Raw genomic sequence first — 23241 nt, 5'->3', positions numbered from 1 at the left:
ACACCAGCCCGGTGTCCCGGACAGCGGGCGACTGTCCGGCATGGTCAGAGGCCTGTCCGGAGCGTGTTCGAGACACGGACGCGCTCCGGACAGGGTGGGCTCGGCACGTGCCCGACGGGCATGGCAGCTCAAAAAGGGGGTCGTGGCCAGCCCTGCTCCGGGTCTGCGCGGTAAACGGGAACCAGCACACCCGGACCGGGCTTGTAGGTCGGGGACCGGCTCGCGGCCGGAGATATCCCTGGCCGCCGCGGACATGTCGGCCGGCCGTCCCGACGGTGTCCGTTTGCGGACCAAAGTCACCAAGGGTCCGGAAGCCGTGCGGCCGGACTGGCCATGGTCTTCAAGCTGGTCGAGTCCGCCCAGGCCCGCTGGCGGGCCGTGAACGCACCCCAACTCGTCGCCCTCGTCCGCGCCGGAGCCCGCGTCGAACGCGGCCGCCTCGTCGAACGCCCCAAAACCCTCGCGGCCTGAGCCGCTTCTGTCCTGTGCCAGCAAACAGTGAGTGCGTGACAACAGAGTTTGAGCGACGTCACGCCATCAGGCGCGATCAGCCTTGAGTCTCCTGCGGTTCAACCTCGACCTGGTGCAGGCTCTGGTGATGTCGTCGCTTCCCCCAGTTGCCGAGGATCCTCCAAGGTGCGTAACTCCTTCAAGAATATGCGGCCCTGCAAGGCCGAGCCCGAACAGTCCTGGGCCGACTTCGACGGCCATGGCTCGCGCTATCTCGACCAAGTCGGAGCCTGGCAGACGGTCGAGCCGGCGGTCGACTACATCTCCACCGCTCTACCGGCATTCGCCCTCACAGCCGACTGACGCCGACACCAGGCCGCCGGTATGGCTTCAGAGGTCCCTCGGATAGAGCTGCGCATAGGGTGCGCCATATGATCATCGAATCTCTGGTGCCCGTGGACGGCGCGCTGCCCGGGGCGGTGCTCAACGAGATCACCGAGCTGTACCGCCACCGCGAGCAACGCTCCGGATACGGACGCCAGTTGGCGCGACTCGTCGAGGAACGGTTCCGGGCCGCGGGCCGTACCGGCGTCAAGCTCGCCGTACTCGAGAACAACCCGAGGGCCCTCGCTTTCTGGACCGCGCTCGGCTACCTGGTGATCGGTCACCGCGAAGACCGCCAACTCGGCCTCCCCTGCGCGGTATTGTACAAGTCCCTGAAATCCGCCGGATAACGTCAGCAGGTTCACCACCCACGGCCGGGAGCGTCCGGGTACCCTCCCCCGCGCCCGAGCGAGTGTGCCCGGCACTTGCGTTCGGGACAAACGGCGGAGAGACTCCGATTTTCTCGGCAATCGAACCCGGGCCTTCGGGAAGCAGAATACGCCGGTGGAGTTCGGGCGCACGTTATGCCGTTATCAGTGCTTCGAGCGCCGTGGCACCGACTGATCGGTAACTGCCCGTCAGGCCCTGAGGTAAGGACAGTCCTTACAGAGCGAAACCGTAGTCGGTTTTGTTCAGACTGTCGGCGGTCGGCAGGTACACCGGGCCTCCATCTCGCCGTGAAAAGACGCCAGTTGTGTTCGAGCGGGTCCCGGCTGCGAGCCGGGCCGCTCACCGGTGCGTCCGGCATTCCGGGTCCTGACCCGGCCCAGTCCCTGGCAGTGGTGTGGTACTTCGCCATGCCGTCCAGCGTGCGGAGGTGTGACATGAGCGGTCGAGCTATGGCAACTCGAGCAAGTGCGGGAGCGAGTGCGCGGGATGTCGTGGTTACCGGCATGGGGTTCTGCCTGCCGGGTGAGGGCCGGCCCGTTTTTACCGCGGAGGAAGTCTGGGACATCACCTCGCACGGACGTTCATGTCTCTTACGTGACGGCGTCTATCACGGCCCGGTGCACCTTTCCGACGCCATGTTCGAGGAACGGCTGCCCGAATTCCCGGGGGTTTTCTCCGCTCACTTCACCGCCGCCCATCGGTTCGGCCTGGTCTCACTGGCAGAGGCGTGCGTGGATGCCGAGTTGAACCCGTGCGCGGGAGACCTGACAGCCGCGGCAATTCTGGCCGGGCGGGGCGGGGTGGATGCCCAAGTGGGCAGCTACCAGGCGGTCCTCCGGGCCGACCCTGAAACGATCAGCGCCCTGGAGGCGATAGATCTCTTCATCAGCACCGAACTGGCCGTTTCTCCATCCGATGTCGCCCTGGTGCAGGGAGCGGTGACCCGCTCCACCGGTCCTTGCTACACGGTGTCCTGCGGTTGTGCGTCGTCCGCCGTCCAGCTCGGAAATGCCCGCCACATGATTGCCGATGGCGTGGTGGACATTGCGGTGGTGACCGGCGTCGACGTTTTCAACGTCGGTCTGGTCCGGAACGCACAGCGCCTGTTACGTGTGGCTCAGCAAGCGAACGCGTCCATCCGGTCCGCCGGCAAACCCGCGCTTCTTCCGTCGTTCGACCGCCTTATGCGGCCGTACGACCGGCGTGCGGACTGCGTGAACTACGGCGAGGGTTCAGTGACATTGGTCCTGGAAAGCCGGGACCACGCACATCGGCGTGGCGCTCACGCGTACGGCCAGATTCTCGCACAGGCCACGACCCGCGACGGGCTCGCCAACCCACTGGCGAGCGACGAGAGTGGAATGGGGCTCGTGGCCGCCGTCCGTGCATGCCTCAGGGACCGATGGTCCATCGAGCAGGTGCCCTACATTCACGGCGGCAGCGACGGTGACGCCGTCGTCACCGCCTTTGAAGTCAATGCGGTCAGGCACCTGTACGGCTCAGCCGCGGCCGGGCTGCTCATGACGTCCCAGGAAGGCTGTTTCGGCCACAACGGAGCCCCGGCGGGATGCCTCGGAGTCACGCTGACCCTCCTCATGATGGAACGGGGCGAGGTATGTCCTACGGCGAATTGTGAGCAGCCGGCCGACGGTCTCGTATTCGATCCGGTCCCTGGTGTGCGCACCCGTTCTCTCGACTTCCATCATGCGCTGAATTTCACCTACCAGATCGGCGGTGTGAAGAGCGCGGTCCTGCTGGGAAGCCTGGACGCCGCTCAGCAGCGCTGAGAAACCCGACCCGTGCACGGCCATTCCACAGTGAGCCCTTTCCAACCTGACCGCGGCGCCTAGCGGTTGGCGGGCATGGGCTGTACGGAACGACGAAGCTCCTGGTACATGGGTTGTCGACCAAGATCAACCGTCTCCATCAGGAGCTCCGCGTGCTTGTCTACCCGTCGTCGATCGATCTGTCCAGCCGTACCTTGCGCTGTCTGACCAGGCAACTCGCCTCCCGGCGGCGGGAGATCGGCACTCGGTGGCGGCGCCTACCCGTTGGCCGTCAAGCTCTGCTCGTCCTGGCCCACCTGCGGTGCGGTGACACCTACGCCCAGCTCGCTGCCGGGTTCGACATCGGTATCGCGACCGTCTACCGCTACCTGCGCGAGGCCGTCGAGATCCTGGCCGCCCTCGCGCCGACCCTCACCGAGGCGATGACGACCGCCCGGACCACGGCATACGTGATCCTGGACGGCACCCTGCTGCCGATCGACCGGATCGCCGCGGACACCCCGTACTACTCCGGCAAGCACAAGCGGCACGGCATGAACGTCCAGGTCCTCACCGATCCCCTCGGTCGGCTGCTGTGGGCTTCCGCAGCCCTGCCCGGCTCCACCCACGATCTGACCGCCGCACGCGAGCACGGGATCATCGACGCGCTCGCCGCCGCAGGGCTGAAGTGTTGGGCGGACAAGGCGTACCAGGGTGCCGGCCGTCCCGTCCGCGTGCCCTTCCGGGGCCGTCGGCTCAAGCGCTGGAAGCGGCGACACAACAGCACCCACGCCAAGATCCGATGTGTCGGCGAGCAGGCCATGGCCACACTCAAGGGCTAGCGGCTGCTGCGGAAACTCCGCTGTAGCACCAACCGGATCACCGACATCGTGAAGGCCGTCCTCGTCCTTCACCATGCCTCAGCGTGAGGTTGGAAAGGGCTCAGTGGAGCGCCACGCTCTGGCAAGTGCTGGCCAGCGCACCTGCCTCACTGACACCCGCTGCATGGCCCGACTCCTGGACCACGACAGGCAGACTGCCGGCATCCGGTGCGGGCCTCGCATCGTCCCGACGCAAAGACATCCGCCGAGCCACAGCCGGCCCGCGGGTTTCGGATCAGGCGGCCGGCTCCAGACGGACGCAGCACCGGCCGGGACCAGGCGCCAGGCATGCCCCATACCCGCCGTCGCCCAGCCCCTGAAGGACACCGCGGAGCAGGTGGAGGTTCATGCCGCACACCGTCTCGGTGTGCTCACGGGCCAGCGTGTGGAAGGGACAGTTGGCGAGAACAATCGCGTCGCCTTCGCGCCGAGGCTCGAACCCGTACCGCTCCAGCAGGTCGAGGACACCGGCGCAGTCCTGCTTGCCCAGATCGTTGCCCAGGTCCTGGGCCCTGCGGTGCAGCACGGTCCGCGCCGGCTCACCGGTCGCCTCGGATTCCTCCACGGCCTGGGCGAGCAGCCGACCGGCCAGCTCGTAGCGCCGCTCCGGCAGACTGACGTACACCTGCTTTGCCGAGCGCCGGTAGAGCTTGGCCGGCCTGCCCGCACCCGGCCCTGAGCGCCCGCTGCGCCGCTCGTAGACGACGTCGAGCAGCGATTCGTCGGCCAGCCGGTCCAGGTGGAATGCCGCGGTCTGCCGCGCCAGGCCGAGAGCCGCCGCCGCCTCGTCCCGGCTGACCGGGCCCGGCTGGCGCACCACATGGTCGTACAGCCTCCTGCGCGTCGGCTCGTCCAGAGCGGCGACGGCGGAGACATCAGCGTCTTGTGCTTCCTTCGCGTGGTCCACGAACACCAGTGTAAAACCCACAGCCATTGACTAAAGAGAGAACACGGTGCTTCTATCGTTAATGAGAGTTGTCGATAGAAGGAGGGCGCCATGTCGTCCGCAACCAACACCGCTGCCGGGACCGCCCGGCGGGCTGCGCTCACCGACCCGGGCTACCAGGCGTTCCTGATCCTGCGCACCGGATTCACCCTGGCCCCGATCCTGTTCGGCCTGGACAAGTTCACCAACCTGCTCGTGGACTGGCCGGCCTACCTCGCGCCGTGGATCAACGGCCTCGTTCCGGGCAGCGCCCAGGCCGCCATGTACGCAGTGGGTGTGATCGAGATCGTGGCAGGCATCGCCGTCGCCCTGGCTCCGCGCTTCGGAGGCTGGCTGGTGGCCGGATGGCTCGCCGGCATCATCGTCAACCTGCTGACCATCCCGGGCCACTACGACATTGCGCTGCGCGACTTCGGACTGCTCCTCGGCGCAGTCGCGCTCGCCAGACTCGCCGAGCGCTACCACCGCAAGCAGCAGTCACCGTGAAGACCCACGGCCGCGCCGAACGCACTTGGCGGGTGAGCGCCACACGGCACCACCCGCCCCGGTCGCGGTCTTGCCCTGCCGCACCCAGATCACCGCGTTCATGATCTCCGGCAGTTCGGTGGCGATCGGGGACAGTGGCAGCGCGGTGACCATCGCGAACAGGCCCAGCATCGGGCTGATGACGTCCAGCTGCTTCACGAAGGAGTGGGCAGCGAAGCCGACGGCAGGCCCCGCCCGGTGCCGGACCTCGTCGTACCCGACACAGACTGAGTCCTGAGCAGCCCCGTTACCGCGGTTCGGGGTCCTCGACCGCGTACGGCACGAAGGTGCTGCTGTTCTCGTCGACCGCGAGGGGCAGTCCCAGTGGGGGCACGGCCCGCTGCGGGCAGTCCAGGCGTTCGCAGACGCGGCAGCCCATGCCGATCGGGGTGGCGGCGGAGGCGTTGTCCAGGTTGAGTCCGGTGGAGTAGACGAGCCGGGAGGCGTGCCGGATCTCGCAGCCGAGGCCGATGGCGAAGGTCTTGCCAGGTTCTCCCCATCCGCCGCGGTGGCGGGTGACGGTGCGCGCGGTCCACAGATACCGCTGGCCGTCTGGCATGGCGGCGATCTGGACGTGGATGCGGCCGGGTGCGGCGAACGCCTCGTAGACATTCCACAGCGGGCAGGTGCCGCCTGCCCGGGAGAAGTGGAAGCCGGTGGCGGACTGACGCTTGGACATGTTGCCCGCGCGGTCCACCCGTACGAACGAGAACGGGACTCCGCGAATGCGCGGCCGCTGGAGGGTGCTCAGTCGGTGGCATACGGTCTCGTAGCCGAGGCCGAAGCGGTCGGTGAGCCGCTCGATGTCGTAGCGCACCTCCTCCGCGGCTCTGTGGAAGGCGCGGTACGGCAGGATCAGCGCGGCGGCGAAGTAGTTGGCGACGCCGATCCGGGCCAGCGACCAGGTGGCGGAGTCCTCCTCGTAATCTTCCGAGGCCAGTCGGGACAGCTCCTCGCTGTACTCGAGCAGGGCAATCTGGGTGGCCATCCGGAATGCCTGCTGGCCCGGGCGCAGCCTGCTTGACAGATGCAGGACCCGGGTCGCCGAGTCGTAGCGGTGCAGCCGGTCGCCGTCCGGGCCGTCGGTGACCAGGCGCAGGCCGTGCCGGTCGGTGAGCCGGGCGGCGAGGGCCCGCAGCACCTCGCCGGGCCGGATGCCGAGCTCCGAGGCCAGGTCCTCGGCGGCGAGGTCCGCGTCGTGCACATAGTTCTGCCGCCGGTAGAAGAACTCGCGGATCTCCTCGTGCGGGGTGCGCGGCGCGGCCGCACCGGCTGCGCCGACACGGCCTTCGGAAGCCTCTGCGAGCTGCTCGGTCAATGCCTGGTTGCGTCGCCCCAGGTCGAGCAGGACCGTGGCGACGGCGGGCAGTCGGGAGGCGAGTTCGGACAGGTCGGAGGGGGAGATCCGGGCGCTCGCGACCTCGTCGGCGAGAGCTTCCCGCAGGTCGGCCAGGACCCGGCTGGTGTCGCGCTCGGAGAAGAAGCCGGGGTCCACGCCGAACGCCTCGGTCAGCCGCAGCAGCACGGGCACGGTCAACGGCCGTGAGTCGTGCTCCATCTGGTTCAGATAGCTCGGGGAGATGGCCAGCACCCGTGCCAGCTCCGCCTGGCTGAGCCTGCGCTCCTCACGCAGCCGCCGCAGCCGCGCCCCCGCGTAGGTCTTGCTCACCCTTCACTCCCGTCCGGCCTTCCCCTGATCAGGGTCGATCTACTCGCGAGTACGGCTCGTGAGTCTAGGCGCGCGACAGTGAAATCCAACCTTCGCAAGATTGGCAAAACGCCAGGAGAAGATTCCCAAAGGTTGGCAAGCCGCCAAGGTTGATGACACTGAGTGCCACTGCCAGAGTCTTAGTGCGGCCCGCCGGACAGGACAGCCGAGCCGGAACTCCGAGCGCGATTTCAAGCCCTGACGTCGTGCATCTGGGTTTCTGGCCCGACGATCCGGGCGCATTGCTCACCGCTCCACACACCCGGACGGCGGCGGGCCGCATCAGTAGCACGTCACTCAGTGACATGCCTTACGCACACTTCACAAGAACCGTGTGATTTCACGCGACCCGGGAGACGGTCATGGCGCAGACAGGGACGACGACGGCGACGGCCGAAGAGCTGGCACGGCGGTGGGCGACGGACCCGCGGTGGAAGGGCATAGAGCGCACCTACGGCGCGGAGGAGGTCGTGAGGCTGTCGGGCAGTGTCCGTGAGGAGCACACCCTGGCGCGGCGTGGCGCCGAGCGGCTGTGGCGGCAGCTGCACGAGCAGGACTACATCCACGCGCTGGGTGCCCTCACCGGCGGCCAGGCAGTGCAGCAGGTCAAGGCCGGTCTGCAGGCCATCTACCTCTCCGGCTGGCAGGTCGCCGCCGACGCCAACCAGGCGGGCCACACCTACCCCGACCAGAGCCTCTACCCGGTCAACTCGGTGCCGCAGGTGGTCCGTCGGATCAACAACGCGCTGCTGCGCGCCGACCAGATCGCGACCGCCGAGGGCGGCGCGACCGGTTCGGACGAGGGCACGGACTGGCTGGCGCCGATCGTCGCCGACGCCGAGGCCGGCTTCGGCGGCCCGCTCAACGCCTTTGAACTGACCAAGGCGATGATCGCCGCGGGTGCGGCCGGCATCCACTACGAGGACCAGCTCGCCTCCGAGAAGAAGTGCGGCCACCTCGGCGGCAAGGTCCTCGTCCCCACCGCCCAGCACATCCGCACCCTCAACGCGGCCCGCCTCGCTGCCGACATCGCCGATGTCCCCACCGTCATCGTCGCCCGCACGGACGCCCTCGCCGCGAACCTGCTCACCAGCGACGTCGACGAGCGGGACGCTCAGTTCGTCACCGGAGAGCGCACCGCCGAGGGCTTTTACCGGGTGCAGAGCGGCATGGCCCCGGTCATCGCCCGCGGCCTCGCCTACGCCCCGTACGCCGATCTGATCTGGGTGGAGACCGGCACGCCGGACCTGGTGCAGGCCCGCGAGTTCGCCGAGGCGATCCATGCCCAGTACCCGGACCAGATGCTGGCGTACAACTGCTCGCCGTCCTTCAACTGGAAAGCCGCCCTGGACGACGACCAGATCGCGAAGTTCCAGCGGGAGCTGGGCGCGATGGGCTACCGCTTCCAGTTCATCACCCTGGCCGGCTTCCACTCGCTCAACCACGGCATGTTCGACCTGGCCCGCGCGGGATGACCGCCTATGTCGACCTGCAGGAGCGCGAGTTCGCCGCCCAGGAGCACGGCTTCACCGCGGTCAAGCACCAGCGCGAGGTCGGCACCGGCTACTTCGACCTGGTCTCCACCGCCGTCAACCCAGCTTCCTCGACGACTGCGCTGACCGGCTCCACCGAGGAAGAGCAGTTCCACTAAGCATCACCGGGAAGGGCGAGCCGCGACCCAGCCCCGGCTCGCCCCTCCCCGTCCAGTCAGCCCGTGTCCAGGCCAGGGCCGGACGACCGTCTCCGTCCGGTCCTCACCGCTCCCGCTGAGGAGACCTGCATGTCAACCACTGCTCTGACCAGCCCAGTCCAGGTCCTCGGCGCATCGGGTGACCGTCACGACGAGATCCTCACCCCCGCAGCTCTGGACTTCATCGGCCGCCTCGACGCGGCCTTCGCCGGCCGACGCTTCGAACTCCTCGCCGAGCGGCGCCGCCGCACCGAGCGACTCGCCTCCGGCACCCCGCTCGACTTCTCGCGCGCCACTCCGGCCGTCCGCACCGACCCCGACTGGCGGGTCGCTCCGCCCGCGCCGGGCCTGACCGACCGCCGGGTGGAGATCACCGGCCCGCCCGAGCGTCGGATGACCATCAACGCCCTCAACTCCGGCGCGCAGGTGTGGATGGCCGACTTCGAGGACGCCACGTCGCCGACCTGGGACAACATTATCGGCGGCCAGCTGAACCTGCTCGACGCCATCGACCGGCGTATCGACTTCACCACGCCCGAGGGCAAGGAGTACCGGCTCGGCGACGACTTGGCGACCATCATGGTCCGCCCACGGGGCTGGCACCTCACGGAGAAGCACCTCGTCATCGACGGCCGCCCCGTCCCGGCCTCGCTCGTCGACTTCGGGCTGTACTTCTTCCACTGCGCCCGGCAGCAGATCGACGCCGGCCGCGGCCCGTACTTCTACCTCCCCAAGCTGGAGAACCACTACGAAGCCCGCCTGTGGAACGACGTTTTCGTCCTCGCCCAGGAACTGCTCGGCATCCCGCGCGGGACCATCCGCGCCACCGTCCTCATCGAGACGATCACCGCCGCCTTCGAGATGGAGGAGATCCTCCACGAGCTCCGCGAACACAGTGCGGGGCTCAACGCGGGCCGCTGGGACTATCTCTTCAGCCTGATCAAGAACTTCGCGCACCGCCCCGACTTCGTCCTCCCGGACAGGGCGAAGGTCACCATGACCGCGCCGTTCATGCGCGCCTACACCGAACTGCTCGTGCACACCTGCCACAAGCGCGGCGCCCACGCCATCGGAGGCATGGCCGCCCACATCCCCAGCCGCGAAGCGCAGGCCAACGAGGCGGCGCTCGCCAAGGTACGGCTCGACAAGGAACGCGAGGCCGAGGACGGCTTCGACGGCTCCTGGGTCGCCCACCCGGCCTGGTTCCCGTCTGCCGTGAGGTCTTCGACAGCGTGCTGGGCGACCGGCCTCACCACATCGAGCGCACCCGCGACGACGTCCACGTCACCGCCGCAGACCTCGTCGCGGTCCGCCGCACCGCCGGCCCGCCCACCCCCGAGGGCGTCCGCGCCAACATCGCGGTCGCCCTGCGCTACTTCGACGCGTGGCTGCGCGGCAGCGGAGCTGTCGCCCTGTACGGGCTCATGGAGGACGCGGCCACCGCCGAGATCGCCCGCTGCCAGATCTGGCAGTGGATACGCCACGGCGCCGTCGAGCGCGACACCGTGGTCGAGCTGCTGGACGATGAGACAGCAGCCCTGGGGGCGGAGTATTCATGGGCCCGAGTGGACGAAGTCCGAGCCATCTTCGAACGCACAGCACTGGCACGGGACTTGCCGGCGTTCTTCACCCTCGACGCCTACGTCCGCCACCTCGTCCGCCGATCGGAAGTGCAGTCATGAACGGGTCCATCACAAGGGTCGGCGTGGTCGGCGGCGGCCAGATGGGGGCCGGCATCGCAGAGGTCTGCGCCCGCGCCGGGCTCGACACGGTGATCTGCGAGGCAGATGCCATCGCGGCCCGCGGAGCCCGGGAGCGTGTGACCACCTCCCTCGAACGCGCTGTCCAGCGCGGCAAACTGGACCGTATCTCCGCCGAGGACGCCCTGGCCCGCCTCGTCTTCACCGGCAGCCTCCACGACCTGGCAGACCGGCAACTCGTCGTCGAAGCCGTCGTGGAGAACACCGACGCCAAGACCGAAATCTTCGCCGTCTTGGACAAGATGATCGAGGATCCGGAGGCGATTCTGGCCACCAACACCTCGTCCATCCCGATCATGCGCCTGGGCATGGCAACACACCGCGCCGACCGGGTCCTGGGGCTGCACTTCTTCAACCCCGTGCCCGTCCTGCCACTGGTGGAGGTCGTCGCATCCCTCCACACCGCACCGGAGACCGTCACAGCCGTCGAGGACTTCGCCCGCGACACCCTTGGCAAGACCACGATCCGCTCCCAGGACCGGGCCGGGTTCGTCGTCAACGCCCTGCTGATCCCGTACCTCCTCTCCGCGATCCGCATGGCCGAGTCAGGCTTCGCCACCGCTGCCGACGTGGACGCCGGTATGGAATTGGGCTGTGCCCACCCGATGGGCCCGCTCAAGCTCGCCGACCTGATCGGCCTGGACACTGTCGCGGCCATCGCGGAGTCGTTGTACGAGGAGTTCAAAGAACCCCTGTACGCCCCGCCGCCGCTGTTGCAGCGAATGGTGGAGGCGGGGCTGCTCGGCCGTAAGACGGGCCGGGGATTCCACAGCTACGACCGGGGCTGAGGGGCCCGGGTTGGCGCCGGGGCTGAGGGGCCCGGGCTGCTGTGGAGCGGGCGCGGAGCAAAGGATGAGGTTGCTCCGCGCCCGCCCACGTGCAGGTCGCCGATGAGCCGGCGTCGGCCGGGTACCCGCGCGAGGCCGGGCCCGGTGTCTACGACATCCACGCCCCGCGCGTACCCGCGGCCACTGATGTGGCCACCCTGCTCCGCGAGGGACCGAGCTGTGGCTCGTCCTCCACCGCCACCCGAGTCATCGGCGTGCCGCCTTCCTGTCGTGCGCGAGGAGCGTGTCGTCGTGAACCGGGGCGGGAGTCCGAGGACCGAAGAGACACCTCGCCCCTCGGACTCCCACCAGCCGGCATAAGACGATCACTTCTCGGTGAGTGCCTTCAGTGCGATGTTGAGCTTGAGGACGTTCACCGTGGGCTCGCCGATGAAGCCGAGGGTGCGGCCGTCGGTGTTGTCCTTGACGAGCTTGTCGACCTCGGCCACGGAGAGGTTGTTCTTCTCGGCGACGCGGTGGACCTGGAGTTTGGCGTACTCCGGGGAGATGTCCGGGTCCAGGCCGGAGCCGGAGGAGGTGACCGCGTCGGGCGGCACGTCCGAGGGCTTGACCTTGTACGTGGCGGTGGTGTTGTCCTTGACCACGGCGGCCTTGGCGGCGACGACCCAGGCGCAGAGAGTGCCTTCCTCGGCGTTCTTGGCTTCCTCCGGGCAGCGGCCGTCCTCCGCGCCGTTGTCGCCGGACCGGTTGGTCGCGCCGGACAGGATCAGCTTGTACTGGGTGTTGACGCTGTTGGTGCCGAGGCCGTTGGACGGGCGCGGCTGGAACCACTTCAGGTCCGCAACCGCCGCCTCCTCCGCGTCGTTGGGGTCCTTCTTCGGCAGGTTGTAGGTCTGCCCGATCAGCTCGGAGCCGACGACCTTGCCCCCCGACTTGATCTCGGAGCCGTTGGCCTTGTCGTTGAACAGGGCCTGCGCGACACCAGTGACGGCGAGCGGGTAGATGACGCCGCAGACGATCGTCAGCACGAGCAGGGCGCGCAGCCCGGCCCCGATCAACCGGGCTGTGTTTCCTACGGAGTTGTTCATGGTCGTCACCCGATGCCAGGAATGGAAGAGATGATCACGTCGATGAGCTTGATGCCGATGAACGGTGCGATCAGGCCGCCCAGGCCGTAGATCCCCAGGTTGCGGCGAAGCATCTTGTCCGCGCTGGTCGGCCTGTACTGCACACCCTTCAGGGCGAGCGGCACCAGCGCGATGATGATCAGCGCGTTGAAGATGACCGCGGACAGGATCGCCGACTGGGGCGAGGACAGGTTCATGATGTTCAGCTTGTCCAGGCCCGGGTAGACCACCGCGAACATCGCCGGGATGATCGCGAAATACTTAGCGACGTCGTTGGCGATCGAGAACGTCGTCAACGCGCCCCGGGTGATGAGGAGTTGCTTGCCGATCTCGACGATCTCGATCAGCTTGGTGGGGTTGGAGTCCAGGTCCACCATGTTCCCGGCCTCCTTGGCGGCCGAGGTACCGGTGTTCATGGCCACGCCGACGTCCGCCTGAGCCAGCGCCGGAGCGTCGTTGGTGCCGTCGCCGGTCATCGCGACGAGCTTGCCCTCTGCCTGCTCGCGCTTGATCAGCGCCATCTTGTCCTCGGGAGTCGCCTCCGCGAGGAAGTCGTCGACACCCGCCTCATCCGCGATTGCCTTGGCGGTCAGCGGGTTGTCGCCCGTGATCATGACCGTCTTGATGCCCATCCGGCGCAGCTCGTCGAACCGCTCCCGCATGCCCTCCTTGACGACGTCCTTGAGGTGGATGACACCCAGCACGCGGGCGCTCTTGTCGTCCTCGACGGCGACCAGCAGCGGCGTACCGCCGGCCTGCGAGATCTTGTTGGCGGTTACGTCGGCATCGTCGGCGACCTGGCCACCGCGCTCGGTGACCCAGGCGACGACCGAACCGGTCGCGCCCTTGCGAACCATGCGCCCGTCGACGTCCACACCCGACATACGGGTCTGGGCGGTGAAGGCCACCCACTCGGCGTGCGACAGCTCGCCCTGGTGGCGCTCACGCAGACCGTACTTCTCCTTCGCCAGGACGACGATGGAGCGGCCCTCGGGCGTCTCGTCGGCGAGCGAGGAGAGCTGGGCGGCATCCGCCAGCTCGGCCTCCGTGACGCCCTTGACCGGGACGAACTCGGCGGCCTGACGGTTGCCGAGGGTGATCGTGCCGGTCTTGTCGAGCAGCAGCGTGGAGACATCACCGGCGGCCTCGACCGCACGCCCCGACATCGCCAGTACGTTGCGCTGCACCAGGCGGTCCATGCCCGCGATACCGATGGCGGACAGGAGGGCGCCGATGGTCGTCGGGATCAGGCAGACCAGCAGCGCGACCAGCACGATCATGGTCTGCTCGGCGTGCGCGTACTTCGCAAACGGCTGCAGCGTGACGACCGCGAGCAGGAAGACGATCGTCAGCGAGGCGAGCAGGATGTTCAGCGCGATCTCGTTGGGCGTCTTCTGCCTGGCAGCGCCCTCGACCAGGCTGATCATCCGGTCGATGAACGTCTCACCGGGCTTCGTCGTGATCTTGATGACGATGCGGTCGGAGAGAACCTTCGTGCCGCCGGTGACAGCACTGCGGTCACCGCCCGACTCGCGGATGACGGGGGCCGACTCACCGGTGATGGCCGACTCGTCGACCGACGCCACACCCTCGACGACATCTCCGTCGCCGGGGATGATGTCGCCCGCCTCGCAGACCACCAGGTCCCCGATGCGCAGGTCCGTGCCCGGCACCCGCTCCTCGGTCTTGCCGTCCTTGGACAGTCGGCGCGCGACCGTGTCGGTCTTGGCCTTGCGCAGGGTGTCGGCCTGCGCCTTGCCGCGGCCCTCGGCCACCGCCTCCGCCAGGTTGGCGAAGATCGTGGTCAGCCAGAGCCAGGCGGCGATCGCCCAGCCGAACCAGTCGGTCGGGTCCTTGATCGCGAAGATCGTGGTCAGCACGGAGCCGACCAGGACCACGAACATCACCGGTGACTTGACCATCACCCGCGGGTCGAGCTTCGTGACGGCGACCGGGAAGGACTTGATCAGCTGCTTGGGGTCGAACAACCCCCCGCCGACACGTGAGGGCTCGGTCTTGTGACCGGTCGGCACATCGGAGTGCGGCGCCCGGGTCGGGGTGACAGTGGACATGGAGCCGGGCTCCTCTTGCTTCTTTACGTTGGTGGTCATGCCGCCAGCCCTTCGGCGAGCGGACCCAGCGCGAGGGCCGGGAAGTAGGTCAGACCGGTGATGATCAGAATCGTGCCGACCAGCAGCCCGGTGAAGAGCGGCTTGTGGGTGCGCAGGGTACCCGCGGTGGCCGGGACGGGCTTCTGCTCGGCGAGCGAGCCCGCCAGCGCCAGGACGAACACCATCGGCAGGAACCGGCCGAGCAGCATCGCCAGACCGATCGTGGTGTTGAACCACTGCGTGTCCGCGTTCAGACCGGCGAAGGCCGAGCCGTTGTTGTTGCCGGCCGAGGTGTAGGCGTAGAGGATCTCGGAGAAGCCGTGCGCATCCGAGTTGGTCATCGAGTTCACCGGGGTCGGCAGGGCCATCGCGGCGGCGGTGAAGCACAGCACCAGCGCGGGGGTGATGAGGATGTAGCAGGCCGCCAGCTTGATCTCGCGGGTGCCGATCTTCTTGCCCAGGTACTCGGGCGTACGGCCACCATGAGGCCCGCGATGAACACCGCGATGATCGCCATGATCAGCATGCCGTAGAGGCCGGATCCGGTACCACCGGGCGCGATCTCACCCAACTGCATGCCCAGCATGGTGATGCCGCCGCCGAAACCGGTGAAGGACGAGTGGAAGGAGTTGACCGCACCGGTCGAGGTGAGCGTGGTGGCCACCGCGAAGATCGACGAGCCGCCGACTCCGAACCGGGTCTCCTTGCCCTCCATCGCCCCGCCGGCGACGTCGAACGCCGGGCCGCCGTGGTGGAACTCGGTCCACATCATCAGCGCGGTGAACCCGATCCAGATCGTCACCATCGTCGCCAGGATCGCGTAACCCTGCTTCAGTGAGCCGACCATCCGGCCGAAGGTGCGGGTCAGCGCGAACGGGATCAGCAGGATCAGGAAAATCTCGAACAGGTTGGTGAAGCCGTTCGGATTCTCGAAGGGATGAGCCGAGTTGGCGTTGAAGTAACCACCACCGTTGGTGCCCAGCTCCTTGATGGCCTCCTGCGAGGCGACCGCGCCGCCGTTCCACTGCTGAGAGCCGCCCATGAACTGACCGACCTCATGAATCCCGGCGAAGTTCTGGATCGCACCGCACGCGACCAGCACGATCGCGCCGATCACGGAGATCGGGATCAGGATGCGGACGACACCTCGGACCATGTCGGCCCAGAAGTTGCCCAGTTCACCGGTACGGGAACGCGCGAAGCCCCGCACCAGAGCCACCGCCACCGCAATACCCACCGCGGCGGAGACGAAGTTCTGCACCGCCAGGCCGCCGGTCTGCACCACGTGGCCCATGGCCTGCTCGCCGTAGTACGACTGCCAGTTGGTGTTCGACACGAACGACGCGGCGGTGTTGAACGCCTGGTCCGGGTCGATGGAGGAGAAGCCCAGCGAGCCGGGCAGCGAGCCCTGGAGGCGCTGCAGCAGGTAGAGGAAGAGGACGCTGACCGCGGAGAAGGCCAGCACGCCACGCAGATAGGCGGGCCAGCGCATCTCGGCGGTGGGGTTGGCGCCGATGGCCTTGTAGATCCACTTCTCGACGCGGAGATGCTTCGTCGAGGAGTAGACCCGCGCCATGTAGTCGCCGAGCGGACGGTATGCCAGCGCCAGCGCAGCGATGAGCGCGAGCAGTTGGAGCACACCAGCGAGGATGGGGCTCATATCGGGGCTCAGAACCTCTCCGGGTACACAAGGGCGAGGACGAGGTAACCCAGCAGGGCGACGGCCACGATCAGGCCGACGATGTTCTCGGCGGTCACAGCTTCGCCACCCCCTTGGCGATGAACGCCACAAGCGCGAAACCCGCGATCGTGGTGACGACGAAGGCCACGTCGGCCATCGTGAGCTCCTGGAAGAGATTCGGATTGAACGGACGTGTAGAGGAAACCTCTGTTCCAGGCGGCCACACGCTCCGTTGACGTGCCTCTTACGGCCATTGCCTCACTCTTGACGGAGTTCTTACGCACCAGGGCGCCGACCCCCGGAAATACGGTCCTGTCGCACCCCGGTCGGTGGCATACGGCCCCACTGAACAGGCCTCTTTCAGTCACCGAGCGCAGCGTGAGGAGCTCATGCCTCCAGGGCAGGGCCCGCCGTCCTGCTCCAGCTGCGGCGGATGCCCGAGCAGACTTCCGTACTCGAAACGGCAGTCCCGCAGCTACAGCAGATCGATGAGCTGCCTCCGGACATGGTCGACGACCTTGTCGGGAGATCCGGTGGCCTGGATCCCATTTACCCAGGCCTTCTGCATGATCGTTCGGCGGGCGGTGAACCTTCGGCGGCCTATGGACGTCTAACACATCGACGTTCGTTCTCGAGAAGGGCGGACAGCATGCAGCAGGCATGGACCAGCGTCATCGCCGTGTGCAAGCACTATCGTCAATCAGCTCTACCGGAAGGACACGGAACGCATGGCGACGTTCGATCCGATCACCCGTCGACTCCGGCGACTTTTCTCGGTTCTGGACACCGACGTTGACGGCTTCGTCACGTGGGGTGACTACCAGCGGATCGTGGACAAGTACATGACCGGCTATGCGTTGGCGAAGAGCGACGACAGGATCAAGTCACTGGAGAAGGCGTACTGGGCGCAGTGGCTGGGACTCCTGACGCAGGCGAACCCCGGGCAGGACCGTCTGTCCCGGGACGAGTTCGTCGCGGCGCACCGCGCTGCGGGTGACAGCACGAATGCGTCCCACCTGCTGGAGGACATTGCGCAGGCCATCTTCAATGTCCTGGACGTCGACGGCGACAAGCGGATCAACAGGGACGAGTTCGCCCGGTACCTGGCCTTCTGCGAGATCCCCAGCACTGACGCCACGATCATCTTCCAGCGGCTGGACCTGGACGGCGACGCCTTCATCTCCCAGCGAGAGGTCGCCAGGTCGCTCCGGGCATTCCACCTCTACAACGACGACCTCAACACGCCAGGTGGCATCTTCCTCGGCGTCACTGAGCCGAGTTCAGGCGCCTGATCGTGGGCTGAGCCGGGCCGCACCGACAGACCCAAGCGCAGGGCCAGGACAGCCTGTCCGTATCCAGAGCGCGTCCAGGGCCGGCACTCTGGGTGTCGGCGCAGGGACAAAGCGGCCGAATTCCGGCGTGACCGCAGACTACGCAGCACGCGGGCCCCTCGCGAATGATCCAAGGTTTTATGAATTCACGATCCCGTGTACCGTCGGACGGGTGCTGACCATCGCCCCGGAGGCCGAGGTGCTCGCGCGCTTCGGCCGCGCTCTCGCCGACCCCATCCGCTGCCAGCTACTGCTGGCTCTCCGAGCCGCCCCCGCCTACCCGTCCGATCTGGCCGACCGGATCGGCGTCTCCCGGACCCGTCTGTCCAACCACCTGGCGTGCTTGCGGGACTGCGGCCTGGTCGTGGCTGTCCCCGACGGCCGACGCACCCGCTACGAACTCGCCGACCCGCGCCTTGGTCACGCCCTCGACGACCTGCGCACCGCGGTCGTCGCCGTCGAGACCGACCGCACTTGCCGCGATGCCGAGACCAAGGGCTGCTGCTGAGATGGCCTCGATATCCCTCGGCCCGACACCGGCCCGCCGCGACGCACTGGCCCGGCGGATACAACTGCTGGTCGCGGCGACGATCACCTACAACGTCATCGAAGCAGTCGTTGCGATCACCGCCGGGACGAGCGCCTCCTCCACCGCGCTGATCGGCTTCGGCCTGGACTCCGTCATCGAAGTCTCCTCCGCCGCGGCGGTCGCCTGGCAGTTCTCCGCCCGCGACCACGCGCTGCGCGAGGCGCGGGAGAAAACCGCGCTGCGGATCATCGCCGCCTCCTTCTTCGCCCTCGCCGCCTACGTCACCGTCGACGCCGCACGAGCCCTGACCGGCACCGGCGAGGCCGACCGCTCCATCCCCGGCATCGTGATCGCCGCACTCTCCCTGGTGGTCATGCCGTTCATGTCCGCCGCCCAGCGCAAAGCCGGACGGAACCTCGGCTCCGCCAGCGCGATCGCGGACTCCAAGCAGACCCTGCTGTGCACCTACCTGTCCGCGGTCCTGCTGGTCGGTCTGGTCCTCAACGCCACACTCGGCTGGTCCTGGGCCGACCCGATCGCTGCCCTCGTCATCGCGGCCGTTGCCGTCAAGGAAGGCCGCGACGCCTGGCAGGGCAAAGGCTGCTGCGCACCCACCGCCCACACCGCTCCGTCCGTCGCGGAGTCGGACGCGTGTGGCTGCCGCCCCGGCTGCGACTGCTGCTGAGCCGGTACGGCACAAGGCTCCACCCTGAACGCAGGGGTGGAGCCTTCGCCGTCAGCGGGCACCGACCTCACGGCCGGCTCCGCCGCCGAAACCGAAGCCGGCCTTGGCGACCGGGTTGATGGTGACGCCCTCGCTGACCACGCGTTCGCCGTAGACGGCGGTTACGGAGGCGCGGCCGCCCAGCTTCTCGGCAAGGCGCTCCAGCTGGGTGACGGAAGCCTGGGCTGCGGTCATGTCTTCCGTCGGATGGGTGGGGTTGCATTCTCGGCGTCGGTCATGGGGTGCCGCCTCGTACCGGCTGCGCGGTCGCACAGGTCGGCTGTCTTGTTTATCGCTCTGGGGCGGCGCTCTCGCTCTCGCACTGTCGCCAGGGCGACGTCGGGTGGGTGGGCTCCGCGGTGCCGGTGCCGGTGCCGGAGTAGACCGGGCCGCCGTCGGATGTGGGGACGGGGCCGAGGTAGGTGTGGCCGGTCAGATGACACCAGGCGGCCAGGTCCAACGGAGCGGCGGGATCGTCCGCGATGAGGTGGACCTCGGTTCCGGGCGGGGCGTCGGCGATCCGGGCGCGCAGGTGCAGCAGCAGGACCACGCAGAGCATGCCGGTGCCGTCGATGACCAGGGGCTGGTCCGGTGGCGCGGGCAGGGTCGCGGTCATGCGGGCGGCGGTGGCGAGGAGGTCGGCCACGCGGTCGACCTCGTCGGGGGTGGTCCAGCGGCCGAGGGAGAGCCGCAGGGCGGCAAAGCTGCGGTCGTCGTCCAGGCCCATCGAGCGGAGTACGGGCGAGCGTGTGTGGTCGCCGCTGTGGCAGGCCGAGCCGGTGGAGGCGGCGATGTCGGGGACGGCCGCGAGGAGTTCATGGCCCTGGACGCCGTCGATGCTGATGTTGAGGGTGTTGGGCAGGCGGCCGTCGGCGGGGCCGTTGAGGCGGATCCGGCCGGGGAGCCGGGCGGCAAGGCGGGTGTGGAGGCGGCCGCGGCGCGCGGCGATGCGCCGGTCGCCGCCGTCGGCCAGTTCGACGGCGAGTTGGGCGGCGGCACCCAGGGCGACGGCGAGCGCGACGTTCTCGGTGCCGGCGCGCGCAGGCCGCGTTCCTGCCCGCCGCCGTAGACCAGCGGTTCAAGGGCGACTCCTGCGCGGATGTACAGGGCGGCGATGCCCTTTGGCGCGTACATCTTGTCGCCGACGACTGTCTCAGCAGGTCGACGCCCAAGTCCTGTACGTCCAGCGGTTCTCCCGCCGCCTGAGCAGCATCGCAGTGGAACAGTGCCCCGTGGGCGCGGGTGATGCGGGCCAGTTCGGTGATGGGCTGGAGCGCGCCGGTCTCGTTGTTGGCGGCCATGACCGAGACGAGCACCGTGTACTCGGTGAGTGCGCCGGCCAGCGCCGCCGGGTCGACCAGGCCGTCGCCGTCGACCGGCAGACACGTCACGCAGCCGCCCTCGGCTGCTACAAACGACTCGTCCGCCTCACCACATAGGACACCGTCCAATGACCAGACCGTGGCCACGAGGTGCGGCACGCTATGTGCGAACGTCCTCGCAGCGGACATTGAGTAGCCGTGACCGGCACGCAGGCCGTTCCTGTTCTATGGACATGCTGGTTCACGGGTGTTGTGACCAGATCTGCACCAGGACCCTCTCTTCACCTTCTTCACCCACTCTGTGCACGCGCACCCTGGAGGCTCCCGGGGAGAGGGGAAAGAAGTTGGGGTTGTCGTCATCGACATTCGGACTCCGCCCGATGACCACCGTCTGGTGGTGCCACTCGAAGTCCAGCTCACCGGACGCTTCCCATCTCTCGCGGGTGTCCATGGGTGGCTCCCCGTCCCACAACTCCGCGAGGACCGTGACCCATCTGTTTTCGGACTTGGTGCGCATGGTCACGACGGAACCGAGGTGAAGAACGCGGAGAATGCTGTCCGTGGACGATCCATCGTCGCTTTCGTCGGGCGGCGACAGGACAGTGATGGTGAACCCGTCTGCCGCAAACTCCTTCTGCGGCTCGAGACGTGCAAGCAGTGTGGCCATCCGGCTCTCCTCTTTCGGGACGCGATGCGCACGGGGGTGCGTCAACGAAGTCACGCATCAACGCACCCCATGCTCCGTCCAGTTATTTGCCTACCCGGGGCACTGCACCCGGGGAGCGGGGGGCGGTGTGATGTTGGATTCGGCCGGGGGCAGGATCACGTTGGCCCAGAACTTGTCCTTCTCCAGGACGCGGTTGGCTCCGTACCACGCGCCGCGCAGTGAGCCTTCCTTGCTGTTCTCGTCTGCAGGAACCATGTGGCACGAGAAGTCGGCGTTCTTCGATGCGCCCTCGTGAGTCGACGCAAACGGGTACTCGTCACACGACTTGCCAGGCGGCCTGGGAATGCTGGCCGGGCAGGCCTTTGCCCGGTTGGCGTCGATGAGGGTCTGGTCCATCGTCCGGCTGAGCGCCGGGCCATGCCCCTTGCGCCCCCAGGCTTGGTTCAAGTTGTTCTGCCCCCACCAGATGTGCCACGCCACCTGATCCTGGTCAGCGAGGACCGTGGACACGTTGTACGTGGGAGTGAAGTTGGGGTAGACGCAACCACCCTGCGTTGGGTTGATCGTAGGGTCGTTGTCACAGCGAACCGTCGTCGCCGCCTCAGGAATCTCTTCCTCGACGGGTACGGTCCCTCCGGGGTATGTCGGGACGGTGAAACTGACTGCGGGGATCTGGTTGTCCTTCACGGTGGCACGGCCTGGGGACGCGACACTCATGGTGAACTTTACCAGTTGGTTGGCCGGCAGGGCCTTTGTTCCGCCAGCTGTGGCGTCGCATGCCTGGCAGTTCAGTTCCACACTGCCGCTGATTCCCTGAGCGGCGGCACCTTTGGGATCACGGACCTCGAAGCTCACGCTGTGGGTCCACGCGTACCGGTTCTTCGGATTGAGCTTTGCCTCGGACTTCACGTACAGCAGCGCCTCGCCGACTATCGGGTAGGTCGGGGGCTGGACTGCGCGGAAGATCAGCGGGTGGAGGTTGACGTAGCAGGACTCAGTTCGGTTCGTGAAGTTGGTGTCGTCACAGCCAACTGCCCGCGGGTTTCCCGGCATCCCGAGCGGTTCGCCTACTTCGACCTGTACGGGCGGCGTGTCGTTCTGGGGTACTTGCTGGGCTGTGGCTTGTGGAGCGAGAGCCACGGCGAAGAGTGCCACTCCCGCCGACATAAACGCTCTGAGCTTGATGCTTAATCGTGGTATGCGCATGTGCCTCTCGTCTCGTTGCCGTTGCGACCGGCGGCAACGCTAGGTGTGCGGGAGGTCGCACGTAACCAGATTTTCGGACAACTGTGCGATTAATTGATCGCGGGAAGCCTCTCAGCTCCGTGTCGGGAACTGAGGGGGATGGGATGTTCGCGCCTAGCTATTACCGGCTGCCAGTGCAAGGAGTCGGCTGCCGACTCCGCGGGAAGGCCGATACTCAACGACGACGGCACAGCCAAGATGAAGGAGATCGGCCTGTCCTGCTCCAGGCTGGGGCAGAAGGGGCACGGCAGCTGGTACTTCTACTTCGAGCTTGAGCCAGGCGAAAACGGCAAGCGACGCCGCGTCCGGCGCGGTGGCTTTGCCACCAAGGACGACGCCAAGACCGAAGCTGCACAGCTCTACCGTGACGCCGACCGCGGCACCGACGTCCTGTCGAACGAGACCTTCGGCGAATACGTGGTGCGCTGGATCAAGGGCAAGAAGTTTCTCGCCCACAACCAGACACGGCTACGAGGAGCACATCACCAACTACCTGGTCCCCCACCTCGGACACATCAAGCGCAGAGACCTGCGGGTGCACCACCTCGACCGCATGTACGACGCAATCGACAAGGGGAACGCCAAGCGGCTGCTCCACCAGAGCGAGAGTCGTCGAACTGACCGAAGCACGCGACACCGCCAAGACCACCTGGAACGAGGCTGCAGGCCTCCAGGAGCAGCGCAGAGCAGCCAGGCGCGCCTATCTCGGCTCGAGGCGCCGACCGTCCTGTCACGCACCGGGATCAAGGTGCCGTCCACGATCCACAACCGATCCGCGGCGTCGGCGGAACGGGCGGCCGGCTCGAGGGCGAGCAGGGGCCGCAGCCGCTGGATGACCCGGCACACGGTCGCCGGCGAGATCCCGAACAGCGGCGCGAGCTGCCGCATCGTGAGGTTCGTGCGGTAGTAGACGGCCACCATCAGCACCCGGTCTGCCAGCGGCAGGCACCACGGCCAGCCGCCACCGGGACCGTTTCGCCTCGCTCCCGCACCACCTTCAGCAGCCGCTCGAACTGCCTCATCCGCAGACCCGTGAACGTCTCCACCCACAACGGCTCGGCCCTCAACACCCCACGCATACAAAGGAAATGCCCAGATCACAGCCTTCTGCAACACGCTTTACGACCTCGTGCGTGATTGGTGTGCGGTCGTGTTGAGCTCGTCGCCGGTGTTGTGATCAGGTCTGTGTGGTGGGCAGTGCGAGTGCCTTGGTGTG

Annotated in this window: 20 protein-coding genes and 8 pseudogenes; 14 read left to right on the top strand and 14 right to left on the bottom strand. The window is 67.5% G+C overall.

Annotated elements, in window-relative coordinates; translation table 11 throughout:
- Nucleotides 1-277: 277 nt before the first annotated feature.
- From ACZ3H8_RS34975 to ACZ3H8_RS34955, 5 genes and pseudogenes are all read left to right on the top strand, one after another.
- Nucleotides 278-471, top strand: a pseudogene (locus ACZ3H8_RS34975) (IS256 family transposase); the annotation flags it as partial.
- 165 nt (nucleotides 472-636) lie between these two features.
- Nucleotides 637-813 carry a hypothetical protein gene (locus ACZ3H8_RS34970; RefSeq protein ID WP_467408649.1) on the top strand — a complete coding sequence of 59 codons (177 nt, stop codon included), beginning with the start codon at nucleotides 637-639 and terminating at the stop codon, nucleotides 811-813.
- Between the two features lie 68 nt (nucleotides 814-881).
- Nucleotides 882-1184 carry a GNAT family N-acetyltransferase gene (locus tag ACZ3H8_RS34965; protein WP_467408648.1) on the top strand — a complete coding sequence of 101 codons (303 nt, stop codon included), beginning with the start codon at nucleotides 882-884 and terminating at the stop codon, nucleotides 1182-1184.
- Nucleotides 1185-1658: 474 nt separating this feature from the next.
- Entirely contained in the window at nucleotides 1659-3011 is a 1353-nt protein-coding gene (locus ACZ3H8_RS34960; RefSeq protein WP_467408647.1) for a beta-ketoacyl synthase N-terminal-like domain-containing protein, read from the top strand.
- 152 nt (nucleotides 3012-3163) lie between these two features.
- Nucleotides 3164-3919: pseudogene (locus ACZ3H8_RS34955) on the top strand (transposase family protein).
- 187 nt (nucleotides 3920-4106) lie between these two features.
- Here ACZ3H8_RS34955 and ACZ3H8_RS34950 read toward each other — a convergent pair.
- Nucleotides 4107-4784, bottom strand: a complete 678-nt coding sequence (locus ACZ3H8_RS34950) for a helix-turn-helix transcriptional regulator (RefSeq protein ID WP_467408778.1) — start codon at nucleotides 4782-4784, stop codon at nucleotides 4107-4109.
- Nucleotides 4785-4868: 84 nt separating this feature from the next.
- On the opposite strand from ACZ3H8_RS34950, the gene ACZ3H8_RS34945 reads away from it, so the two are divergent.
- Nucleotides 4869-5303: a hypothetical protein gene (locus ACZ3H8_RS34945; RefSeq protein WP_467408645.1), complete on the top strand. Its 435-nt coding sequence runs from the start codon at nucleotides 4869-4871 to the stop codon at nucleotides 5301-5303.
- Here the strand turns inward: ACZ3H8_RS34945 and ACZ3H8_RS34940 are convergent.
- Together ACZ3H8_RS34940 and ACZ3H8_RS34935 are read right to left on the bottom strand one after the other, a co-directional pair.
- A complete protein-coding gene (locus tag ACZ3H8_RS34940; RefSeq protein ID WP_467408642.1) occupies nucleotides 5295-5501 on the bottom strand; it encodes a hypothetical protein in 207 nt (68 codons plus the stop codon). The genes ACZ3H8_RS34945 and ACZ3H8_RS34940 overlap by 9 nt on opposite strands.
- Before the next feature lie 88 nt (nucleotides 5502-5589).
- The gene (locus ACZ3H8_RS34935; RefSeq protein WP_467408640.1) at nucleotides 5590-7011 is read right to left on the bottom strand and encodes a short-chain fatty acyl-CoA regulator family protein; all 1422 of its coding nucleotides are present in this window, start codon (nucleotides 7009-7011) and stop codon (nucleotides 5590-5592) included.
- Between the two features lie 401 nt (nucleotides 7012-7412).
- Between ACZ3H8_RS34935 and aceA the strand changes: the two are divergent.
- The 4 genes and pseudogenes from aceA to ACZ3H8_RS34915 all read left to right on the top strand — a co-directional run.
- Nucleotides 7413-8701, top strand: a pseudogene (gene aceA / locus ACZ3H8_RS34930) (isocitrate lyase).
- A gap of 129 nt (nucleotides 8702-8830) precedes the next feature.
- Nucleotides 8831-10422, top strand: a pseudogene (gene aceB / locus ACZ3H8_RS34925) (malate synthase A).
- Nucleotides 10419-11288, top strand: a complete 870-nt coding sequence (locus ACZ3H8_RS34920) for a 3-hydroxybutyryl-CoA dehydrogenase (protein WP_467408637.1) — start codon at nucleotides 10419-10421, stop codon at nucleotides 11286-11288. Before aceB ends, ACZ3H8_RS34920 begins: the two are co-directional and overlap by 4 nt.
- A gap of 74 nt (nucleotides 11289-11362) precedes the next feature.
- A pseudogene (locus ACZ3H8_RS34915) lies at nucleotides 11363-11545 on the top strand (hypothetical protein); the annotation flags it as partial.
- A 108-nt stretch (nucleotides 11546-11653) separates the two neighbouring features.
- Here ACZ3H8_RS34915 and ACZ3H8_RS34910 read toward each other — a convergent pair.
- From ACZ3H8_RS34910 to ACZ3H8_RS34890, 5 genes and pseudogenes are all read right to left on the bottom strand, one after another.
- Nucleotides 11654-12376 (bottom strand): potassium-transporting ATPase subunit C, encoded by a 723-nt coding sequence (locus tag ACZ3H8_RS34910; protein ID WP_467408635.1) that lies wholly within the window; start codon nucleotides 12374-12376, stop codon nucleotides 11654-11656.
- Between the two features lie 5 nt (nucleotides 12377-12381).
- The gene (gene kdpB, locus ACZ3H8_RS34905) at nucleotides 12382-14526 is read right to left on the bottom strand and encodes a potassium-transporting ATPase subunit KdpB (RefSeq protein ID WP_467408633.1); all 2145 of its coding nucleotides are present in this window, start codon (nucleotides 14524-14526) and stop codon (nucleotides 12382-12384) included.
- A pseudogene (gene kdpA, locus ACZ3H8_RS34900) lies at nucleotides 14523-16186 on the bottom strand (potassium-transporting ATPase subunit KdpA). The gene kdpB and the pseudogene kdpA overlap by 4 nt, the downstream one beginning before the upstream one ends.
- A gap of 8 nt (nucleotides 16187-16194) precedes the next feature.
- The gene (gene kdpF, locus ACZ3H8_RS34895; RefSeq protein WP_063801986.1) at nucleotides 16195-16284 is read right to left on the bottom strand and encodes a K(+)-transporting ATPase subunit F; all 90 of its coding nucleotides are present in this window, start codon (nucleotides 16282-16284) and stop codon (nucleotides 16195-16197) included.
- Nucleotides 16281-16433, bottom strand: a complete 153-nt coding sequence (locus ACZ3H8_RS34890; protein WP_467408632.1) for a hypothetical protein — start codon at nucleotides 16431-16433, stop codon at nucleotides 16281-16283. Before ACZ3H8_RS34890 ends, kdpF begins: the two co-directional genes overlap by 4 nt.
- Before the next feature lie 502 nt (nucleotides 16434-16935).
- Here ACZ3H8_RS34890 and ACZ3H8_RS34885 point away from each other — a divergent pair.
- The 3 genes from ACZ3H8_RS34885 (at nucleotide 16936) to ACZ3H8_RS34875 (ending at nucleotide 18752) form a co-directional block, all read left to right on the top strand.
- On the top strand, nucleotides 16936-17499 hold the full coding sequence (locus ACZ3H8_RS34885) for an EF-hand domain-containing protein (protein WP_467408630.1): 564 nt from the start codon (nucleotides 16936-16938) through the stop codon (nucleotides 17497-17499).
- A 211-nt stretch (nucleotides 17500-17710) separates the two neighbouring features.
- On the top strand, nucleotides 17711-18046 hold the full coding sequence (locus ACZ3H8_RS34880; RefSeq protein WP_467408627.1) for an ArsR/SmtB family transcription factor: 336 nt from the start codon (nucleotides 17711-17713) through the stop codon (nucleotides 18044-18046).
- 1 nt (nucleotide 18047) lies between these two features.
- Nucleotides 18048-18752 carry a cation efflux transmembrane domain-containing protein gene (locus ACZ3H8_RS34875; RefSeq protein WP_467408626.1) on the top strand — a complete coding sequence of 235 codons (705 nt, stop codon included), beginning with the start codon at nucleotides 18048-18050 and terminating at the stop codon, nucleotides 18750-18752.
- Nucleotides 18753-18803: 51 nt separating this feature from the next.
- Here the strand turns inward: ACZ3H8_RS34875 and ACZ3H8_RS34870 are convergent, their stop codons facing one another.
- The 5 genes and pseudogenes from ACZ3H8_RS34870 to ACZ3H8_RS34850 form a co-directional block, all read right to left on the bottom strand.
- On the bottom strand, nucleotides 18804-18986 hold the full coding sequence (locus ACZ3H8_RS34870) for a hypothetical protein (protein WP_467408624.1): 183 nt from the start codon (nucleotides 18984-18986) through the stop codon (nucleotides 18804-18806).
- Nucleotides 18987-19080: 94 nt separating this feature from the next.
- The gene (locus ACZ3H8_RS34865) at nucleotides 19081-19794 is read right to left on the bottom strand and encodes a sulfurtransferase TusA family protein (RefSeq protein WP_467408777.1); all 714 of its coding nucleotides are present in this window, start codon (nucleotides 19792-19794) and stop codon (nucleotides 19081-19083) included.
- 199 nt (nucleotides 19795-19993) lie between these two features.
- A pseudogene (locus ACZ3H8_RS34860) lies at nucleotides 19994-20302 on the bottom strand (aminotransferase class V-fold PLP-dependent enzyme); the annotation flags it as partial.
- 52 nt (nucleotides 20303-20354) lie between these two features.
- Entirely contained in the window at nucleotides 20355-20780 is a 426-nt protein-coding gene (locus tag ACZ3H8_RS34855) for a hypothetical protein (RefSeq protein ID WP_467408623.1), read from the bottom strand.
- A 90-nt stretch (nucleotides 20781-20870) separates the two neighbouring features.
- Entirely contained in the window at nucleotides 20871-21935 is a 1065-nt protein-coding gene (locus tag ACZ3H8_RS34850; protein WP_467408621.1) for a NucA/NucB deoxyribonuclease domain-containing protein, read from the bottom strand.
- Between the two features lie 288 nt (nucleotides 21936-22223).
- Here ACZ3H8_RS34850 and ACZ3H8_RS34845 point away from each other — a divergent pair, with 288 nt between their 5' ends.
- A complete protein-coding gene (locus ACZ3H8_RS34845; protein ID WP_467408619.1) occupies nucleotides 22224-22646 on the top strand; it encodes an Arm DNA-binding domain-containing protein in 423 nt (140 codons plus the stop codon).
- A gap of 75 nt (nucleotides 22647-22721) precedes the next feature.
- Here ACZ3H8_RS34845 and ACZ3H8_RS34840 read toward each other — a convergent pair.
- Nucleotides 22722-23104 (bottom strand): annotated as a pseudogene (locus tag ACZ3H8_RS34840) (transposase family protein); the annotation flags it as partial.
- Between the last annotated feature and the right edge of the window lie 137 nt (nucleotides 23105-23241).

The sequence above is a fragment of the Streptomyces sp. NPDC002868 genome, assembly GCF_055563295.1.
Note: the sequence above shows the minus strand (reverse complement) of the source record. Positions and strands in the feature narration are given on the sequence as shown.

Bases quoted from the DNA above. Each gene is read 5' to 3' on its own strand.
- ACZ3H8_RS34875 (WP_467408626.1), top strand. From the start codon at position 18,048: ATGGCCTCGATATCCCTCGGCCCGACACCGGCCCGCCGCGACGCACTG.
- kdpB (WP_467408633.1), bottom strand. From the start codon at position 14,526: ATGACCACCAACGTAAAGAAGCAAGAGGAGCCCGGCTCCATGTCCACT.
- ACZ3H8_RS34855 (WP_467408623.1), bottom strand. From the start codon at position 20,780: ATGGCCACACTGCTTGCACGTCTCGAGCCGCAGAAGGAGTTTGCGGCA.
- ACZ3H8_RS34845 (WP_467408619.1), top strand. From the start codon at position 22,224: ATGAAGGAGATCGGCCTGTCCTGCTCCAGGCTGGGGCAGAAGGGGCAC.
- ACZ3H8_RS34910 (WP_467408635.1), bottom strand. From the start codon at position 12,376: ATGAACAACTCCGTAGGAAACACAGCCCGGTTGATCGGGGCCGGGCTG.
- ACZ3H8_RS34960 (WP_467408647.1), top strand. From the start codon at position 1,659: ATGAGCGGTCGAGCTATGGCAACTCGAGCAAGTGCGGGAGCGAGTGCG.
- ACZ3H8_RS34965 (WP_467408648.1), top strand. From the start codon at position 882: ATGATCATCGAATCTCTGGTGCCCGTGGACGGCGCGCTGCCCGGGGCG.
- ACZ3H8_RS34920 (WP_467408637.1), top strand. From the start codon at position 10,419: ATGAACGGGTCCATCACAAGGGTCGGCGTGGTCGGCGGCGGCCAGATG.
- ACZ3H8_RS34945 (WP_467408645.1), top strand. From the start codon at position 4,869: ATGTCGTCCGCAACCAACACCGCTGCCGGGACCGCCCGGCGGGCTGCG.
- ACZ3H8_RS34885 (WP_467408630.1), top strand. From the start codon at position 16,936: ATGGCGACGTTCGATCCGATCACCCGTCGACTCCGGCGACTTTTCTCG.
- ACZ3H8_RS34870 (WP_467408624.1), bottom strand. From the start codon at position 18,986: ATGACCGCAGCCCAGGCTTCCGTCACCCAGCTGGAGCGCCTTGCCGAG.